The organism is Mixta mediterraneensis, from assembly GCF_014946725.1.
GTDB classification, from domain to species: domain Bacteria; phylum Pseudomonadota; class Gammaproteobacteria; order Enterobacterales; family Enterobacteriaceae; genus Pantoea; species Pantoea mediterraneensis.
The window spans coordinates 100,772-118,412 of the sequence record NZ_JACFXY010000010.1 but is presented as its reverse complement, the minus strand read 5'-3'; the positions used below and the strand labels follow the sequence as shown (position 1 = coordinate 118,412).

The 17,641-nt window shown below is 50.9% G+C and carries 18 protein-coding genes and 1 pseudogene; 9 read left to right on the top strand and 10 right to left on the bottom strand.

Annotated elements, in window-relative coordinates; genetic code table 11:
* Positions 1–323: 323 nt before the first annotated feature.
* From H2P46_RS17170 to H2P46_RS17140, 7 genes and pseudogenes are all read left to right on the top strand, one after another.
* Positions 324–503 (top strand): type II toxin-antitoxin system HicA family toxin, encoded by a 180-nt coding sequence (locus H2P46_RS17170; protein ID WP_193406115.1) that lies wholly within the window; start codon positions 324–326, stop codon positions 501–503.
* 26 nt (positions 504–529) lie between these two features.
* On the top strand, positions 530–943 hold the full coding sequence (locus H2P46_RS17165) for a type II toxin-antitoxin system HicB family antitoxin (RefSeq protein ID WP_193406156.1): 414 nt from the start codon (positions 530–532) through the stop codon (positions 941–943).
* 493 nt (positions 944–1,436) lie between these two features.
* On the top strand, positions 1,437–1,607 hold the full coding sequence (locus H2P46_RS17160) for a con-10 family general stress protein (RefSeq protein WP_193406114.1): 171 nt from the start codon (positions 1,437–1,439) through the stop codon (positions 1,605–1,607).
* A gap of 250 nt (positions 1,608–1,857) precedes the next feature.
* Complete coding sequence (fieF, locus tag H2P46_RS17155; RefSeq protein ID WP_193406113.1) at positions 1,858–2,760, top strand: CDF family cation-efflux transporter FieF; 903 nt, start codon at positions 1,858–1,860, stop codon at positions 2,758–2,760.
* A 205-nt stretch (positions 2,761–2,965) separates the two neighbouring features.
* Complete coding sequence (pfkA, locus tag H2P46_RS17150; RefSeq protein WP_193406112.1) at positions 2,966–3,928, top strand: 6-phosphofructokinase; 963 nt, start codon at positions 2,966–2,968, stop codon at positions 3,926–3,928.
* A gap of 139 nt (positions 3,929–4,067) precedes the next feature.
* The gene (locus H2P46_RS17145; protein WP_193406155.1) at positions 4,068–5,057 is read left to right on the top strand and encodes a sulfate ABC transporter substrate-binding protein; all 990 of its coding nucleotides are present in this window, start codon (positions 4,068–4,070) and stop codon (positions 5,055–5,057) included.
* A gap of 164 nt (positions 5,058–5,221) precedes the next feature.
* Positions 5,222–5,992, top strand: a pseudogene (locus H2P46_RS17140) (CDP-diacylglycerol diphosphatase); the annotation flags it as partial.
* A gap of 32 nt (positions 5,993–6,024) precedes the next feature.
* Here the strand turns inward: H2P46_RS17140 and tpiA are convergent.
* From tpiA to fpr, 3 genes are all read right to left on the bottom strand, one after another.
* The gene (tpiA, locus tag H2P46_RS17135) at positions 6,025–6,792 is read right to left on the bottom strand and encodes a triose-phosphate isomerase (RefSeq protein WP_193406110.1); all 768 of its coding nucleotides are present in this window, start codon (positions 6,790–6,792) and stop codon (positions 6,025–6,027) included.
* 119 nt (positions 6,793–6,911) lie between these two features.
* Positions 6,912–7,502 carry a YiiQ family protein gene (locus H2P46_RS17130; RefSeq protein ID WP_193406109.1) on the bottom strand — a complete coding sequence of 197 codons (591 nt, stop codon included), beginning with the start codon at positions 7,500–7,502 and terminating at the stop codon, positions 6,912–6,914.
* Between the two features lie 189 nt (positions 7,503–7,691).
* Positions 7,692–8,438, bottom strand: a complete 747-nt coding sequence (fpr, locus tag H2P46_RS17125; RefSeq protein WP_193406108.1) for a ferredoxin--NADP(+) reductase — start codon at positions 8,436–8,438, stop codon at positions 7,692–7,694.
* 271 nt (positions 8,439–8,709) lie between these two features.
* Between fpr and emrD the strand changes: the two genes are divergently transcribed.
* Entirely contained in the window at positions 8,710–9,903 is a 1,194-nt protein-coding gene (gene emrD / locus H2P46_RS17120) for a multidrug efflux MFS transporter EmrD (RefSeq protein ID WP_275092437.1), read from the top strand.
* Here emrD and glpX read toward each other — a convergent pair.
* The 3 genes from glpX to H2P46_RS17105 form a co-directional block, all read right to left on the bottom strand.
* Positions 9,893–10,903 carry a class II fructose-bisphosphatase gene (gene glpX / locus H2P46_RS17115; protein ID WP_193406107.1) on the bottom strand — a complete coding sequence of 337 codons (1,011 nt, stop codon included), beginning with the start codon at positions 10,901–10,903 and terminating at the stop codon, positions 9,893–9,895. The two genes, emrD and glpX, sit on opposite strands and share 11 nt — an antisense overlap.
* Before the next feature lie 94 nt (positions 10,904–10,997).
* Positions 10,998–12,512 carry a glycerol kinase GlpK gene (glpK, locus tag H2P46_RS17110; protein ID WP_193406106.1) on the bottom strand — a complete coding sequence of 505 codons (1,515 nt, stop codon included), beginning with the start codon at positions 12,510–12,512 and terminating at the stop codon, positions 10,998–11,000.
* A 29-nt stretch (positions 12,513–12,541) separates the two neighbouring features.
* Positions 12,542–13,396: an MIP/aquaporin family protein gene (locus H2P46_RS17105; protein ID WP_193406105.1), complete on the bottom strand. Its 855-nt coding sequence runs from the start codon at positions 13,394–13,396 to the stop codon at positions 12,542–12,544.
* 407 nt (positions 13,397–13,803) lie between these two features.
* Between H2P46_RS17105 and zapB the strand changes: the two genes are divergently transcribed.
* Positions 13,804–14,043: a cell division protein ZapB gene (gene zapB, locus H2P46_RS17100; RefSeq protein ID WP_193406104.1), complete on the top strand. Its 240-nt coding sequence runs from the start codon at positions 13,804–13,806 to the stop codon at positions 14,041–14,043.
* A gap of 58 nt (positions 14,044–14,101) precedes the next feature.
* On the opposite strand, the gene rraA is transcribed toward zapB, so the two are convergent.
* The 4 genes from rraA to ftsN form a co-directional block, all read right to left on the bottom strand.
* The gene (rraA, locus tag H2P46_RS17095; RefSeq protein ID WP_193406103.1) at positions 14,102–14,587 is read right to left on the bottom strand and encodes a ribonuclease E activity regulator RraA; all 486 of its coding nucleotides are present in this window, start codon (positions 14,585–14,587) and stop codon (positions 14,102–14,104) included.
* A 159-nt stretch (positions 14,588–14,746) separates the two neighbouring features.
* Complete coding sequence (gene hslU / locus H2P46_RS17090) at positions 14,747–16,084, bottom strand: HslU--HslV peptidase ATPase subunit (RefSeq protein WP_193406102.1); 1,338 nt, start codon at positions 16,082–16,084, stop codon at positions 14,747–14,749.
* An 11-nt stretch (positions 16,085–16,095) separates the two neighbouring features.
* Positions 16,096–16,626: an ATP-dependent protease subunit HslV gene (hslV, locus tag H2P46_RS17085; RefSeq protein ID WP_193406101.1), complete on the bottom strand. Its 531-nt coding sequence runs from the start codon at positions 16,624–16,626 to the stop codon at positions 16,096–16,098.
* 88 nt (positions 16,627–16,714) lie between these two features.
* On the bottom strand, positions 16,715–17,611 hold the full coding sequence (gene ftsN / locus H2P46_RS17080) for a cell division protein FtsN (RefSeq protein WP_193406100.1): 897 nt from the start codon (positions 17,609–17,611) through the stop codon (positions 16,715–16,717).
* Positions 17,612–17,641 lie beyond the last annotated feature (30 nt).

The window sequence follows — 17,641 nt, the reverse complement described above, 5'->3', positions numbered from 1 at the left end:
GAGCTGGCAGCCCCTGCACTGGATTCTCACTCTCAGCCGAAGGTTTATTTCGCAGGTTCGTGAGAAAGAAATGATCAAAAAAGAGCAGCGCGCGGCTTCATCTAACGTCTTCTGCAAAAGCCCACATTATTCTGGCAGGAGGGTTTCCGCGCTCTGACTACGACGAAAATCAGTTAGCCTTCGCCCTCTGACAACATTAAGAGAAACCCGTCTGGCGGAGTTTTTTATTTCCTGCTTCTGGCAGAATGAATAACCCCAACACCCTTAAATGATTGCCATCAAGGGGTTATTCTTATTTCACCGGAACACAGCAGGGCATAGGGATGGATAGCAGGAAGTTAAGTGTAGAAATCAAGGATGATGGCTGGACCCTGGTAAGGGTAAACGGTAGTCATCGCCACTTTACTTGCCCGACAAAACCGGGTCTGGTTACGATACCCCACCCCAAAAAAGATTTACCGACTGGCACGGTAAAAAGCATCAGGAAACAAGCGGGGATGTAACCCCGCTTACCCGAAGAGGCTTGAATATTTTTTATCCAATTGCAATCGAAGCTGGCGACAGCGAGCACGCATACGGCGTAACTGTTCCCGATTTGCCTGGATGTTTTTCCGCAGGTGATACTCTGGATGAAGCCATAGCTAATGCAAAAGAGGCGATTACTGGACATATCGTATTATCCGTAGAGTTGGGACATGATATTCCCGCCGTGTCTACTGTTGAGGCTCTGGCTGCAAATCCCGATTATGCGGATTACACATGGGCGCTGGTTGACGTTGATGTTATCCGTTTGCTGGGCGGCTTGGAAAAAATTAACGTCATGTTACCTTTACCTAAATCACTGATTGACCGGATTGATCGTTGTGTTGCTTCGCACCCGGAGTTTAAAAGCCGTTCGGGCTTTTTGGCTCAGGCAGCGCTTGAGCGTATAACTGCGTTGTGATAGCAAAAAGAAAAAGAACCCCCGCCAGGCGGGCTCTTTGTGTGTGTCTGACGTGCTGTAGTGGCTTAATAGCTCTGAACGCCGTCAGAAGCTATAACTTAAACGAGTACTGGCACTTACGCATTATTCCGACGAGTATTTTCCGCGCTCTGACTTAAATCCAGTAAAGCCCTTATTAATTGTCTTGTTAATTTAATTTTTCCCGCTCTGCTTAATTAATTTTTGTTTTCTTTTTTTCTTAAGCGCAGCGCAAATTAAATGCCAAAAAATTTTAGATTAATTAACCCGTTAATAAATAATGAATTAATTAAGGGTGTTATTTTTTTATTCTATTATAAAACAATAGGTTATAAACCTGTCGCTGCGCTTGCGAGCCAGGGCCTGCGTTCTATACTTAATTTTGTCGCAACAAGGAAGGCGATACATCCCGGGAAAAATGGAGAGCTTCAACCACATTATGTAATCTAAAGTACGTCTATTAACGGAGTAAATTATGGCAGAACATCGTGGTGGTTCAGGTAATTTCGCAGAAAACCCGCAAAAAGCCTCTGAAGCCGGCAAAAAAGGCGGTCAGAGCAGCGGTGGTAACTTTAAAAACGACCGCGAAAAAGCCTCTGAGGCAGGTAAAAAAGGCGGCAAAAACAGCCATGGCGGCCGTAGCTAGCCTTTGCCTTGTTAGATCTGTATTTTAATCTGGCGCTTATGAGAATAAGCAGACTGCCCCGCCTTTCCCGAAGTCGGGGCATGTTTTTATCTGGATTTTATCAGAAATTTTTCGCGCCCTCTCACTTCAATCAACCGCTCTAGCTCGGTTGAACCAGCCTTTTATGCGCAGCCGCAACCCAGGTGTTAGACTTAAGCTATTGTCCCAGTTTGGGTATGCGCCTTAATGGACGCGTATAAGGGAGCCAGATATGCAACCCACCTATGCTCGATTGGTTAAACGCGCAGCGTTAGCAGCAACTATCCTTGCTAGCACCTTGTTGATTGTGAAAATTTTCGCCTGGTGGTACACCGGTTCTGTCAGCTTGCTAGCGGCGCTGGTTGATTCTTTAGTCGATATAGCTGCCTCGCTGACTAATCTCCTGGTGGTTCGCTACGCGCTACAGCCCGCAGATGCCAATCACACTTTTGGCCACGGTAAAGCTGAATCTTTAGCGGCGCTGGCGCAAAGCATGTTTATTTCTGGTTCTGCCCTGTTTCTGTTCCTTACGGGTCTACAACATCTTGCTTCCCCCAATGTATTACGTGCGCCTATCGTCGGGATTGTTGTTACCGTCGTCGCGTTATTTTCAACGTTAACTCTGGTGGCATTTCAGCGTTGGGTAGTACGTAAAACCCGCAGTCAGGCGATACGCGCTGACATGTTGCATTACCAATCGGATGTCATTATGAACGGAGCAATCCTGGCTGCTCTAGTATTAAGTGGCTATGGTTTTGTCCGCGCTGATGCATTATTTGCATTGGGGATTGGCGTTTTTATCCTTTATAGCGCGTTGCGTATGGGATATGAGGCGGTACAGTCATTGCTTGACCGTGCCTTACCGGAAGAGGAAAGGCAGCAAATTCTTGAGGTTGCGATTAACTGGCCGGGTGTGCAGGGCGTACACGATCTGCGTACACGCCAATCTGGCCCAACTAAATTTATTCAGCTGCATTTAGAGCTGGAGGATCAGCTACCGTTAGTACAGGCACATCGTGTGGCTGATCAGGTTGAGAAAGCCTTGCTTAAGAAATTCCCCGGCTCTGACGTAATAATCCATCAAGATCCCTGTTCTGTAGTACCGTTCGAACAGCAGGATTCACTCGGTTTTTAACTAAAAAAATCAACTTAGTACAAATGAAAATGACGTGACGCTAACATTGCTGCAAAAATAAATGAAAACTTGCCTGACCTGAATCAATTCAGCCGCAAGCCTTTGATATACTATTTGCCATCGTAAGTCGCGCCTGGCATAAATCAGCAAAACGGCGTTCGACAGGCAGGATTAACCCTTCGTTTTGAACAATCCAGAGGTTGTCATGATCAAAAAAATCGGTGTATTGACCAGCGGCGGTGACGCCCCAGGCATGAACGCAGCCATTCGCGGAGTTGTCCGCTCCGCGCTGAGTGAAGGACTGGAAGTTTTTGGTATCTATGACGGCTATTTGGGTTTGTATGAAGATCGCATGATCAACCTGGACCGCTACAGCGTGTCAGACATGATTAATCGTGGCGGTACTTTCCTGGGTTCTGCCCGTTTTCCCGAATTTCGCAATGAAGAAATTCGCCAGGTCGCTATCGAAAACATGAAGAAGCGCGGCATTGACGCGCTGGTCGTGATTGGCGGTGACGGCTCTTACATGGGCGCAAAGCGCCTGACTGAAGTGGGCTTTCCGTGCATTGGTCTGCCAGGCACCATTGATAACGATGTTGCCGGCACCGATTACACCATTGGTTATTTCACTGCGCTGGAAACAGTAGTAGAAGCCATTGACCGCTTACGTGACACCTCGTCATCGCACCAGCGTATTTCAATTGTTGAAGTGATGGGCCGTCATTGCGGCGACCTGACGCTGGCAGCCTCAATTGCGGGCGGTTGTGAATTTATTGTATTGCCAGAAATTCCTTATACCCGTGAAGAGTTAGTTGCGGAAATCAAAGCGGGTATTGCCAAAGGTAAAAAACATGCGATTGTCGCTATTACCGAGCACATCTGCGACATTGACGATCTGGCGCGCTTTATTGAAACAGAAACCAAACGTGAAACACGCTCAACTGTCCTGGGTCACATTCAGCGAGGCGGAGCGCCTTGCGCCTATGACCGTATTTTGGCATCACGTATGGGCGCTTACTCGATCGAGCTGCTGATGCAGGGTTACGGCGGACGTTGCGTGGGGATTCAAAACGAAAAAATGGTGCATCACGACATTATTGATGCCATTGAAAATATGAAACGTCCTTTTAAACGTGACTGGCTGGACACCGCAAAACAGCTTTACTGATTTTTCAGGGCGTATTATTAATGCGCCCTGCCATCTTCGCTGTATATTCCCTTAAGTTATATTGGCTTTTTTTTAATTCTTTTAGCTCTGCTTTGGTTTATGTCACGCTTATTCCATAACGACATTGGGAGAGCGCGTGATGAACAAGTGGAGTATCGGTTTTACCCTGTTGCTGGCATCCTCCAGCGTATTGGCAAAGGATATTCAGTTATTAAACGTTTCCTATGATCCAACGCGTGAGTTGTATGAACAATACAACAAAGCGTTTAGTGCGCATTACAAACAGGAAACTGGCGATAATGTAGTGATTCGTCAATCTCACGGCGGCTCTGGTAAACAGGCCACCTCAGTGATCAACGGTATTCGCGCTGATGTTGTCACGCTGGCATTACAATCAGATGTTGATGCAATTGCTGAACGCGGCCGCATCGACAAAAACTGGATCAAACGTTTGCCGGATAATTCCGCTCCCTACACGTCCACCATTGTTTTCCTGGTACGTAAAGGCAATCCCAAGGGGATCCATGACTGGAGCGATCTGATCAAGCCGGGCGTGTCTGTTATCACGCCAAATCCAAAAACGTCAGGCGGGGCTCGCTGGAACTATCTGGCGGCGTGGGGTTGGGCATTAGATCATAACAATGGCGATCAGGCTAAAGCGCTGCAATACGTCAAAGCGCTGTTTAAAAACGTTGAAGTGCAGGATTCGGGGGCACGTGGCGCGACCAACACCTTTGTAGAACGTGGGATTGGTGACGTGCTGATTGCCTGGGAAAACGAAGCGTATCTGGCTGTGAACAAGCTGGGTAAAGACAAGTTTGAAATCGTTACGCCGAGCGAATCGATTCTGGCTGAACCTACTGTTTCGGTTATCGACAAAGTCGTCGATGAAAAAGGCACGCGTAAAGTGGCCAATGAATACCTGAAATACCTCTACTCGCCAGAAGGCCAAACCATTGCAGCGCAGAACTATTACCGTCCACGCGATACAGAAGTGGCGAAGAAATTTGCCAGCACTTTTGCACCGGTAAAACTGTTCAACATTGACGACAAATTTGGCGGCTTGACAAAAGCGCAGAAAACGCACTTCACTGATGGCGGCACCTATGATCAGGTTATGAAGCCGTAATATTATCGTATCGTTCAGCTAAACCCCGAAAGCTGGGTAACCAGTCAGTAGGGGTTTTGTCTTTTTAGCGCGGTTTAGTTCCAGGCTGGCCATGTTCTTGTGCGTGACATTGAAACGTTACCAGGCGAGGATGCTGACTGGTCGGGAACAGAGGAAGCCTTGCTATGCAGGGACGTCGTTGCGCCTTCAATCCAGTCGTGGTTCTGCTCGCACTCATTATTACCGCAATGCTTGTCGCGGCCTTTCATTTCAGAAAAAATTCTGACGCCTTATGGCAGATTGTCAGCGAAAAATGCGTACCAAATCTGCAACGAGAAGGTCAGCCAATGCCATGCCAGAAGGTTGACCTTGCGCGTGGCTATGCAACCCTGAAGGATCTGAAAGGTCCGCTGCAATACCTGCTTATCCCAGTGGTGAAAACCACTGGCATTGAAAGTCCGCAACTGCTTGACCCTGCTACAGCCAACTACATTGCCCTTGCCTGGCAAGAACGGCATTTATTAGCGCAACGTCGTGCTAAGCCTATTAAAGATCGCATGCTGTCGCTGGCGATCAACGCACAATATGGCCGCACGCAGAATCAGCTACACATTCATATCTCTTGTTTGCGACCTGATGTGCGACAGCGCCTCGACGTGCTGGCAGCCTCTCTCAACGATCAATGGCAAACAGAAACCTTACGCAAGCACCGCTATTTGCTGCGCACGCTGACAACGCCGGAATTGCTACAGCAAAGCGCATTTATCCGTCTGGCGACAGAAGTACCCAATGCGCGCAACGCAATGGGAAAATATGGTCTGGCAGTGGCAAGCTTATCGGATGGTCGTTTGGTGTTAATGGCAATTGAGCGTAACTGGCTGCTGTTTAACAGCGGCTCGGCAGAAGAATTGCAGGATCACAGCTGTAAATTATTGCGACCAATAAATGAGGCGGCACAGGCGCCGCCCTTCAATCCACAGGTAAAGACTTACGCGTTTTTCGCTGCGGCTGCGGCTTTAACGATTACGGTGAAAGCTTCGGCTTTCAGCGACGCACCGCCAACTAATGCACCATCAATATCTGGCTGAGTAAACAGCTCGGCGGCATTCTTATCGTTAACAGAACCGCCATATTGAATGATCACCTGTTCAGCGATAGCTGCATCTTTCTTAGCGATATGATCGCGGATGAATTTATGAACCGCCTGCGCCTGCGCTGGCGTGGCCGATTTACCGGTACCGATCGCCCAAACAGGTTCATAAGCGATAACGGCATCTTTGAACGCTTCCGCGCCCTGTGTTTCTAATACTGCGTCAATCTGACGTGCGCAGACTTCTTCTGTTTTTCCCGCCTCATTTTCTGCATCGGTTTCACCGATGCACAGAACAGGGATCAGACCAGCTGTTTTCAGCACTGCGTATTTTTTAGCGATGAATTCGTCGCTCTCTTTGTGATAAGTACGACGCTCAGAGTGACCGATGATGATGTATTTCGCACCGATGTCTTTCAGCATGTCCGCTGAAACTTCACCCGTGAATGCGCCAGACAGATTCACATCTACGTTCTGAGCACCCAGTGCAATGTGACTACCGGAGATAGCATGTTTTGCCTGATCGAGGTAAATCGTCGGTGGCGCAATCGCCACGCCACACCCTTCAACACCAGACAGCTCTTTGCGCAGACCGTCGATCAATTCGGCTGTCATGTGCTTGCTACCATTCAGCTTCCAGTTACCCATAACCAGTGGATGTCGCATTCTATCCTCCGCATAATGCGTTCATGAAATGGCACTGCCGGCAGGCAGCGTTATCTGCCAGACAGTATAGAGATCAAATGTGTCGATAGCTTTGCTTTTCGTCATTTTTGCCCAACCGATCAAGGGCTGGCGAGCGTCAGCTTGAGGGGTTCGATAGCGAAAGTTAATCCCTTATCACCGTTATCAGCCACCACAAAGCGCAAAGCGCCTTCATTATGGGCAAAATAGGGCGAGCCTTTGCCGTCGCTCAGGAGCTTCTCCAGCTTTTTATATCCCTCTTCAGGGGATAAACCCGGCACAAAAAAGCGCAACATTGCCGTCATATACTCCATGGCCCTGGTCTGAGATGCGCTTTGGTCCGGTCCCGGCAGCGGTAACCAGGTAATTTGCAGGGTTTTAATCTTGCCGGTGCCCGGTTCCAGCGCGGTAGAAGCATACAGCGTTTCGCTGATTTTACTGGCAGCGCGCGTCAGATTGCTTTTGTCATCCCGATTATCAATGGCACGATATTCCATCAGCGGAAGTTGAGGGTTAGTCGCGTTATATTTCTCGCGAAACTGGCCGATAGTCATATCAAAAGTCGGTGCGCCGGATAACAGATAAGGCGCGGTAGGCATATGTTCGGCCCGATCCCGTGGTAGTGGATCGGCGGCAAATGCCGGAACCGTCAGCGCAAAACTTAACAACAGCGCGCCAGGCAAACTCTTCATTTTTGTCGACCCTAACCAGTAAACTCAGCCCCAAATTAGACCGGGTTTTAACCGCAAGGTCAAAAGCGCGGCGGCTTAAATTTCTCTCAGGGTGATAAAGCCTAACATTACGCAGCGCTGGCATGGCTTGCGGCACCGTCAGAGAAGCCGATGTGGTGCCGCGGCGTTGCCGGTGCGATATAAAGCGGTTTACCAGTAATGTTCGCTGGTCATATGTCCCGGTTTGCGCTTGAGATGTTTATGCATGCCGCGCGACTCCTTCAGCAGCTGCTGGGTGTCACGCACCATTTGTGGATTGCCGCACAGCATAATATGGCTACTTTCTGCCTCCATCGGCAACCCAACGACGCGTTCCAGCTCACCACTTTCGATCAATGCGGGAACGCGGCCAGTTAGCGAACCGGCAATCTCCTCACGACTCACCACGGTCTGAATGTGCAGTTTGCCGTTATAGATCTGCTGGAGCTGCTGCATCAAGGGCAAAAAACTTAAATCGGCGGCATAGCGCGCCGCATGCACCAGCACAATGTTTTCGAAACGCTCCAGACCTTCGCCCTGCTGCAAAATCGACAGATAAGGGCCAATCGCGGTGCCGGTCGCCAGCATCCACAGCGTTGTGCAGTCCGGCACCTCTTCCAGTACAAAAAAACCGGAAGCCTCTTTCGTTACCATCACTTGATCGCCAGGCCGTAACGCAGACAGATGTGGACTCAATTTTCCTTCCGGTACAGTGACCAGATAAAATTCCAGCAGGGGATCGTTTGGTGCATTCACATACGAATAGGCGCGTTGTACGCGTTCGCCATTAATCTCCAGTGCCAGCTTGGCAAATTGTCCGGCGATAAACGTATCGACAGGCGCCTGAACCCGCAGGCTGAACAGCGCATCGGTCCAGTTCTTCACTTCTTTCACTTGCGCATTGACCCACTCGGCCATATTCACTCCTTGGTTGATTTTCAGGCATACGGGTATCTTCGCTATCTGGCACTGTGATTTCCACCCTGCGTCCGTTCAAAGGCTCTAATCGACAAACTGTTATGTCACCTTTACAAGCTGGTGCATAAACTTGACGTATGCAAGTTCTGCGCTTTTATCACACCCCTCGCTTTGTCATCGAATCCTGATATTTTGTCCCGCCAGTAACCCTAAGCAACCCTGCGTTATGGCTGCTTTTTTCTTAATTTACAGTTAGAAATTTTGCTCAATAATGATGAATAAACTGGAAAATCGCCCGCTGCTGGTGATGTTAATTGTTCTGGTCGCGGTCGGACAGATGGCACAAACCATTTATGTTCCGGCGATGGCAACCATGGCGGAGGCGTTAAACGTGCGTGACGGCACCATGCAACGCGTTATGGCGGCCTATTTAATCACCTATGGGGGATCGCAACTGATCTACGGTCCGCTTTCCGATAGCGTAGGGCGGCGCCCGGTGATCCTGGCTGGCATGATGATCTTTATGATCGGCGCGCTAATCGCGATGCTGGCGCCTGCACTCAATATTTTGATATTGGGCAGCGCTATTCAGGGAATGGGAACCAGCGTGGCTGGTGTGATGGCGCGAACCCTGCCCCGCGATCTCTATTCTGGTCAACCGCTGCGTCAGGCGAACAGCTGGTTAAATATGGGCATTTTAGTCAGCCCGTTGCTGGCTCCCGTGATTGGCGCATTGCTGACGCAACTGTTTGGCTGGCACGCCTGTTTCGCCTTTTTACTGGCGCTGTGTCTGACCGTCACGGGCGCAATGGTGCGCTGGTTGCCGGAAACGCGTCCTTACAGCGCTGAAGTCACGCCATTTTTTATGCGTTACGCTAAATTGCTGAGCGACATCAACTTTATTCGCTATATCATTTTATTGATTGGCGCGCTGGCGGGAATTGCCGTGTTTGAGGCCAGCTGTGGTGTGCTGCTGGGTGGCGTACTGGGGCTGAACAGCTTAACTGTGAGCATTCTGTTTATCCTGCCTATTCCGGCTGCCTTCTTCGGCGCCTGGTTCGCCGGACGTGAGCAGCGTTCGTGGCACAGCCTGATGTGGTATGGCGTAAACAGTTGTCTGCTGGCGGGTATCCTGATGTGGCTTCCGGCGTGGTTTGGTGTCATGAATATCTGGACGCTGTTAGTGCCTGCTGCGCTATTTTTCTTTGGCGCAGGTATGCTGTTTCCACTGGCGACATCCGGTGCCATGGAACCCTACGCGTGGTTAGCAGGGAGCGCAGGCGCATTGATCGGCGGTTTACAAAATTTAGGGGCCGGGCTGGGGGCATGGTTGTCAGCGTTTATGCCACAGCGCGATCAGTTCAGCATGGGTATGCTGATGTTTTTTACCGCGTTGGTCATGTTGATCTGTTGGTTGCCGCTCTCACGTCAGCCGGAAGGCGGCAACCAGCCAGTTACAGGATAAACTGATGCAGCGCTGGATCCTTCCGGTCGAGATAGTGAATCGACTGAATACGGCGGATGGTACGCGATTTACCGCGAATCAATAAGGTTTCACTGGTGGCGATGTTGCCCTGGCGCGTTATGCCCTTGAGTAAATCGCCGCTGGTGATGCCGGTGGCAGCAAAAATGACATTGTCGTTACGCGCCATCGCATCCAGCGTTAGCAGTTTGCCTGCTTCAATATTCATCTCGGCACAGCGCTGTAGTTCCTGTTCACCCAGTTGACGGTTTTCTGGGCTGTCGCCTTTTACCTGATGTCGCGCTAATAATCTTCCCTGCATATCGCCATCCAGCGCACGGATTACAGCTGCTGATACCACACCTTCAGGCGCGCCGCCAATTCCGTACATCACGTCTACTTCGCTATCCGGCATGCAGGTCAAAATCGAGGCTGCGACATCGCCATCCGGGAAGGCAAACACGCGCACACCGAGCTGCTGCAGCTGTTTGATGACAGCATCGTGACGTGGCTTAGCCAAAACCGACACGGTTAACTGCGTCAGCGGTTTATTTATCGCAGCAGCAATATTACGCAAATTCGTTTCCAGCGGCAGGTCGAGATTGATATGTCCACGAGCAGCCGGACCCACAATCAGCTTTTCCATATACATATCAGGCGCGTGCAGAAAACTGCCTTTATCGCCAACCGCCAGTACGGCCAGCGCATTGGCCTGACCCATTGCGGTCATGCGAGTGCCTTCAATCGGATCGACGGCAATATCTACCGCATCGCCGGTGCCGGTTCCGACTTTTTCACCAATGTAGAGCATTGGCGCTTCATCGATTTCACCTTCGCCGATCACAATCTGGCCGTCGATATGAATGGTATTTAAGACGTGACGCATCGCGTGGACAGCGGCGCCGTCGGCAGCGTTTTTATCGCCGCGTCCTAACCAGCGGTATCCCGCTAAAGCGGCCGCTTCGGTTACGCGGGAAAATTCAATGGCAAGTTCTCGTTTCATGGCATGCACCTGACAAAAAAACAGGCAGGCAGTGTAACACAGCGGGAGTCGGGCGGGGGGAAAGGCCCGCGACAGCACATCGCGGGCCAGAACATTATTCTTGATCTTCCCAGGCTTGCGCACGGGCAACGGCTTTTTTCCAGCCTGCATAACGGAAGTTACGCTCGGTAGTTTCAAGGCCTGGACAGAACTCACGCTCGATAACGGACTTGGCGCGCACTTCCTCCAGATCTTTCCAGAAGCCAACCGCCAGACCTGCCAGATAAGCTGAACCCAGCGCAGTCACCTCGCGCACTTCGGGACGCTCAACGCGCGTACCAAGAATGTCCGACTGGAATTGCATCAGGAAATTATTCGCGACCGCGCCGCCATCTACACGCAGCGACTTCAAACGGTTTTTCGCATCGTTCTGCATGGCTTCCAGCACATCACGCGTCTGATAAGCCACAGACTCCAGCGTTGCACGGATAATATGGTTAGCGTTGGCGCCGCGCGTCAGGCCGAAAATCGCACCGCGCGCATACGGATCCCAGTAAGGGGCACCCAGGCCGGTAAATGCTGGCACCATATAAACGCCGTTAGAATCCTTCACTTTCATCGCAAAATATTCAGAGTCAGCAGCATCGCTGATTAGCTTCATTTCGTCACGCAGCCACTGAATTGATGCGCCACCGATAAACACCGCGCCTTCCAGCGCATAGTTTACTTCGCCGCGTGGACCGCAAGCGATAGTGGTCAACAGGCCATGGGTTGACGTTACGGCTTCGGTCCCGGTGTTCATCAACATAAAGCAGCCAGTGCCGTAGGTGTTTTTCGCCATGCCAGTTTGAACGCACAGTTGACCATATAGCGCAGCCTGCTGATCGCCCGCAATACCCGCGATGGGAATACGCGTACCGCCTTTACCACCGATATTGGTCTGGCCGTAAACTTCCGAGGAGGATTTTACTTCTGGCAGCATCTCACGTGGAATATCAAGGATGTCCAGCATACGCTGATCCCATTCCAGCTTGTGGATGTTGAACATCATGGTACGCGAGGCGTTGGTATAGTCAGTGATATGCACGCGTCCCTGGGTCATTTTCCACACCAGCCAGGTGTCAACCGTACCGAACAGCAGCTCGCCGCGTTTTGCGCGTTCACGTGCTCCTTCTACGTGATCCAAAATCCACTTCACTTTCGTGCCGGAAAAATAAGGGTTAATCACCAAACCGGTGGTGTGCTGGATATACTCCTCCAGACCCTCTTTCTTCAGCTTGTGACAGTAATCTGCGGTACGCGGATCCTGCCAAACGATAGCGTTGTAAATAGGCTTACCGGTTTCTTTGTCCCAGACGATGGCGGTTTCGCGCTGATTGGTGATACCGATCGCCGCGATTTCATCAGAGCGAATGTCCGCATGGGCCAGCACTTCAACTAAAGTGGAGCTTTGTGATGCCCAGATGTCCATTGGGTCATGCTCAACCCAGCCCGCTTTTGGGTAGATCTGGGTAAATTCGCGCTGTGATACCGCCACGATGTTTGCGTCGTGATCGAGGATCACGGCACGGGAACTGGTTGTGCCCTGATCGAGCGCGACGATGTATTTTTTATCGGTGGTAGTAGTCATAAATTCTGTCCTGATGATAAAGGTGAAACTTACGCTTTACGCTGTTGAGCGCGTGCGACCGGTTTTTCTGTTGTAGGGCTGGCAGGTTCCTGTACTGCGCCAGGTAAATGGCGGCCAATCAGAGCGCGATACCCAAAAGCACCCAAACAAGCACCCACAATGGGACCAAAAATCGGCACGAGGAAATAAGGAATATCACGACTGCCAGTAAAGGCCACGTTACCCCAACCGGCTAACCAGGCGAAGAGTTTTGGACCGAAATCACGCGCCGGGTTTAAGGCGAATCCGGTCAGCGGACCCATTGATCCGCCAGTAACGGCAACCAACAGGCCAATCAATAGCGGTGCCAGCGGACCACGGGGCAGGCCGTTACCATCATCGGTCAGGCCCATAATTACCGCCATCAGCACGGCAGTAATGACCATCTCTACTAAAAATGCCTGGCCTACGCTGATTTGCGGATTGGGATACGTTGAGAAGATACCGGCTAAATCGAGGCTTTCGACAGTGCCTCGCACCATTTGATGGCTGGCTTCGTAATCGAGGAACAGGTTGTAATACAGTCCATAGACCAGCGCCGCCGCGCAGAAGGCACCCGCAATCTGCGCAATGATGTAAGGTACGACTTTACGTCCCTCAAAATTAGCAAACAGGCAAAGCGCGATGGTAATAGCAGGATTAAGATGCGCACCCGATACGCCAGCGGTGAGATACGCTGCCATGGAAACACCTAATCCCCAGATGATACAGATTTCCCACTGACCGAACGCAGCGCCCGCTAATTTCATCGCAGCAACACAACCGGCGCCAAAAAAGATGATCAATCCGGTTCCGATAAATTCGGCGATACACTGGCCTTTGAGCGTGTTAGTTGTCTGACTCATGATGTTATTCCTGAAGCGAGGTTAAATTTTATCCGTTTTTGTTCTCAATCCGTGAGCCACCCAGCTCTAATGTAGGGCTGCTGTAAACTTATCGTTAACGAACATAAACGAGAAATAGCGAAATCAATTTTTGTGTGCTGTGTCATAAAAATGCGCGTTATCGCGTGTTTTTGCTTTCCTTAATCATCATATGCGCATTCCTGAATGGTGAGCGCGATCGCGCAAATACGCAGCAAGTCGATTCTTAGGCATAGGCTGAAAAGTGTTACATACTGCGCTGGAAAGGGCAGCGTTGCTGGACTTGCGCGGTGAGGCTACATACAATCGAAACATCGTTGCTGGCTGAAGCGTTGTGCGCTTAAGTTGGCATCATCAACGCCTTGCAAGATTTGGGAGAGGTCAGAAAGATGTCATTTGAAGTGTTCGAAAAACTGGAAGCGAAGGTACAGCAGGCGATTGATACTATCACTCTGCTGCAGATGGAAATTGAAGAACTGAAAGAGCAGAACAACAATCTGCGTAATGACGCGCAACAGGCGGCAGGTAATCAGGACGCACTGGTGCGTGAAAATCAGCATCTGAAAGAGGAGCAGCATGTCTGGCAAGAGCGCCTGCGTGCACTGCTGGGAAAAATGGAAGAGGTTTAAATTAAGCCTCAGCTGAGATGAAAAACGGGTGCGCTGGCACCCGTTTTCGTTGCTGGCTTTATTCGATGTCCAGCGGATCTTCTGAAAGAATCATGCCGGTGTTATCAGCGTACAGATGGTCACCCGAGAAGAAGGTGACGCCGCCAAAGTTAACGCGCACATCGCTTTCGCCAATACCTTCACCCGCAGCGCCAGCCGGAACGGCGGCGATGGCCTGAATGCCGACCTCCAGCTCTTCCAGTTCATCAACCTGACGTACCGAACCGTAAACCACGATACCTTCCCACTCGTTTTGTGCCGCTAAACGCGCCAACTGCGCATCCACCAATGCACGACGTACCGAGCCGCCACCGTCAATCAATAATACGCGACCACGGCCATTCTCTTCGAGCAGATCGTAAAGCAAGCCATTGTCTTCAAAACATTTCACTGTGGTAATCTGACCACCGAATGAGGTGCGCCCACCAAAGTTTGAAAAAAGCGGTTCAACAACATTCACTTCTTCATGGTAGATGTCGCAGAGTTCAGATGTATCGTATTTCATAAGGGTTTCGTCTGTTTGCCACAGGAGCGGTAAGTATATCGCTTTCTGCGGATTGTTGGCAAAATCATCAACGGATGAAAAGAGCGATGCATCAGCGATATGCAACGAAAAAAGCCCAACCGGATGGCTGGGCTTTGAGCAAACGCATAGACAGCAAGATTAAAGGATAAAGCGACTCAGGTCTTCGTCTGCAACCAGCTGATCCAGGTGCTGGCCCACGTATTCGGCGTCAATGGTGACCGATTCGCCATGACGATCGCTGGCATCATAAGAGATGTCTTCCATCAGGCGCTCCAGCACGGTATGCAGGCGACGCGCACCAATATTCTCGGTCGTTTCGTTAACCTGCCATGCCGCTTCAGCAATACGGCGAATACCGTCATCGGTAAAGTCAATATTCACGCCTTCGGTATTCATCAACGCTTTGTACTGCACGGTAACAGACGCATTCGGTTCGGTCAGAATGCGCTCGAAGTCGTTCACGGTCAGCGCCTGCAATTCAACACGAATCGGCAAACGCCCCTGCAGTTCTGGAATCAGATCTGACGGGCTGGCGACCTGGAACGCGCCGGAAGCGATAAACAAGATATGGTCAGTTTTCACCATGCCGTGTTTGGTTGACACCGTGCAGCCTTCAACCAGCGGCAGCAAATCACGCTGTACACCCTCGCGCGACACATCCGGTCCGCCGGCGTTCTGGCCGCCGCGCTTACAGATTTTGTCGATCTCATCGATAAACACGATGCCATGTTGCTCAACGGCTTCGATGGCGTCTTGTTTCAGCTCTTCTGGGTTGACCAGCTTAGACGCTTCTTCTTCAATCAGCAGCTTCATCGCTTCTTTGATCTTCAGCTTGCGCGGCTTCTGTTTCTGGCCGCCCAGGTTCTGGAACATTGACTGTAACTGGCTGGTCATCTCTTCCATGCCCGGAGGCGCCATAATTTCTACTCCGGCTGAAGTCGCCGCGAGATCAATTTCAATCTCTTTGTCATCCAGCTGGCCTTCACGCAGTTTTTTGCGGAATGACTGACGCGCTGCGGACGGTTCGCTGTTTTGCTCCGCCTGACCCCAGTTATTTTTCGCCGGGGGGATCAATACATCGAGAATGCGCTCTTCCGCCATCTCTTCTGCACGATATTTGTTCTTCTCGATTGCCTGCATGCGCACCATTTTTACAGCCGCATCGGTCAGATCGCGGATAATAGAATCCACTTCTTTACCCACATAGCCGACTTCGGTGAACTTGGTGGCTTCGACTTTAATAAATGGCGCGTTAGCCAGTTTAGCCAGTCGACGCGCAATTTCGGTTTTACCCACGCCGGTTGGACCGATCATCAAAATATTTTTCGGCGTAACTTCATGGCGCAGCTCTTCATCAAGCTGCATGCGGCGCCAGCGGTTACGCAGCGCGATAGCCACGGCGCGTTTTGCACTGTCCTGGCCGATGATAAAACGGTTTAGCTCGCTGACGATTTCGCGAGGAGTCATCTCAGACATGGTTAAAATCCTTACGACTTAGACGGTAATTCTTCGAAATTAACGTTGTGGTTAGTGTAGATGCAAATATCACCGGCAATATTTAGCGATTTTTCCACGATGTCGCGGGCACCCAGATCGGAGTTTTCCAGCAGCGCGCGCGCCGCAGCCTGGGCATAAGGACCACCGGAACCAATCGCGATCAAATCATTCTCAGGCTGAATCACATCACCGTTACCGCTGATAATCAGCGACGCAGACTCATCAGCCACCGCCAGCAGGGCTTCGAGACGGCGCAACATACGGTCGGTGCGCCAGTCTTTTGCCAGCTCAACAGCGGCCTTCACCAGATGACCCTGATGCATTTCAAGTTTACGTTCGAAGAGTTCAAACAGGGTAAAGGCATCTGCGGTGCCGCCAGCGAAACCGGCAATTACTTTATCATTGTAAAGACGACGCACTTTTTTAACGTTGCCTTTCATTACGGTATTGCCGAGAGTAGCCTGGCCATCACCGCCAATCACTACCTGGCCGTTGCGTCGTACACTTACTATTGTTGTCACGGGCAGACCCCTTGTTCAGTCGAAAAAAGCTTCGCGCAACGAGGCGCGAAGCATCATGCAAATTGATATGGGGCGGGTTTGACGGGTTTCAACCCCCAACGGTAAGCGGAATACAGCTGGAATGGCCAGAACCGCGCAGACGTTTTAAGACGTTGTCGACAGTCGAACGATCTTTATACGGGCCGATAACTACGCGATTCCAGCCGCCACCGGTTGTGATGCGGCTTTCGAAGCCTTCAAATGCTAAGCCAGCACGAACTGATTCAGCCTGATCGGTGCCTTTGAATGAACCGCACTGTACCATCCAGCGCTGTGATGAGGCTTTTTCAACCGGTTTTTTCGCCGTTTCTTGCGGTTTCGGCTGAGCAGTGGGGGTTGGCTCATGCGTGATCGGTGCTGGTTGCGGCTGATGTTGCACGCTCTGCTGTTGTTGTTGGCGTTGTTGCTGAAGCTGTTGACGCTGCTGCTGTTGAACTTGCTGTTGCTGGCGCTGGAGTTGTTGCAATTGTTGCTGATGTTGCAGCGTAACCTGACGCTGTGCTGGAGTTTGTTCGTTCCACGGTACTTCGTTTAGCTGCGTTGGCTGTTGACGCATATCGGCTTGCATCTGCTCCAGCAGTTGGCGCTGTTCATCAGTTAATTGCGTTTGCGACTTCACTTCGCCGCCCGCCGAAGGTTCGATTGGCGTCGGCACCGTTACCTGACGGTTTTCCAGCTCTTTGATGTATTTCCAGCGCTCTTCAGGCTTCGGCGGTAAGCCATTGCCGTTGGCTTTATGATCCGTAATCACCGGCGTATCTTCTTTTTGGTGATGCGCGAGGAACCATAAACCACCGGCAAAGGTCACCAACACCGCAACCGCCAGTACAATCATTAATTTCGATGCACCCGATCCGCCTTTAGTGCTCTTCTTGCTACGGCTGGGGCTTTTTTTGCGACGCGTCCCTGTTGAACGTCCGCGGCCTACATAATCTTTTTGTGCCACTCTCGTTCAGATACCCTTTAAAAAATAGTG